Genomic DNA, 1,326 nt, shown 5'->3' on the forward strand with positions numbered 1-1,326 from the left:
CAATAGAAGCCCGTATCGCAGATGATAAGATGACGGCCTATCTTATCGTTAATGGGGCGTGTGGTGGGCGAGGTCTTAAAGGTGATGATATTCTGTCGACACTGCGTGAAGCAAATATTGTTCGTGGTATCAAAAAACCAACCTTACAAAAACTGTTGTCTGCTTCTGGACGATTAAAACCCGGTGAATATCTGGATGTGCCCGTAGCCTTTGGTCGACAGCCAGTGGCAGGAGAAGATGCGCACATTGTCTACTTAATAGAAGACCCCGCCGATCGCGTTCGTCGTCCAAGAGAGCGAGAAGATGGGACGGTAGACATGCGCGATCTCGGTGAAATGGTCATGGTGAAGCAAGGTCAACCTCTCGCAAAACTCGTGCCCGAAACGGCAGGCTATGAAGGCTTTACCGTAACCGGTTCAGTGCTCTCAACGTCAWCAGGTAAACCGATGACATTAGCGGCCCACGAGGGCAGCGCATTCAGTAATAAAGATCCTAATATTCTTATTGCGACCATGGCAGGTATCCCGCGTTTGCAAAATGACGGCGTTGCAGTTGACGATGCGCTGAGTTTAGATGTTGTCGATGTAGGCACCGGTCATGTCAATTTTGAAGGCAGCGTCGTCATTAAAGGCGATGTTGAAGTCGGCATGAAAGTGACAGCGTCGGGGACGGTGACAGTCGGCGGTGTGGTTGAGTCTGCCACGATTACCGCGGGAGCTGATATTATTGTTCAGAACGGTATTATTGGTCGACAAGTTGCTGCGGACTCAGACATCAACTGCATCTTAGTGGCTGATGGCAACATAGTGGCGAAATTTGCTCAATACGCGACCTTGTGCGCAAACAAAAACGTCGAGCTGACCTTGCATGCGATGCATTGTAATACGCAAGTGGGGCAGTCGCTTACGATAAGTGACACCACGAAGCGTAAAGGTACACTGGCAGGTGGGAAACATGAAGTCGGTGAAAAGCTTCAGGCGGTCATTGTGGGGGCCAGTGCGGGGGCACATACCTATATCCATTGTTTTCCGAGGTTACCTCTTCTCAAGCGGCAAATGGTTGAACTGAATAAAGATTGGGAAGACAAAACGGCGCAACTCGATAAAGTAAAAGCGGCGGAAGCGAAGCTAGAAGCGTTACCACCCGCCAAACGTGATGCGGCGATGGTCGAGCGCATTACCTCAACAAGAGATAACTTATTTGAAGCGCTTGATGAAATTGAGAAGGCGATAGAGGAAACAGATACCACGATAGAAGCGTCCTATCGTGCAGCCAGTATCACCGCCACTAAATCACTGCTAAATCGTGTACACTGCACCATTGGAG

The 1,326-nt window shown here is 49.6% G+C and carries 1 protein-coding gene; it reads left to right on the forward strand.

Annotated elements, in window-relative coordinates; all coding sequences use genetic code 11:
- A partial coding sequence (locus tag BZG79_RS15655) for a FapA family protein (protein WP_077774870.1) occupies positions 1 to 1,326 on the forward strand: 1,326 nt, incomplete at both ends.

The organism is Salinivibrio sp. MA427, from assembly GCF_001996115.1.
GTDB lineage: Bacteria > Pseudomonadota > Gammaproteobacteria > Enterobacterales > Vibrionaceae > Salinivibrio > Salinivibrio costicola.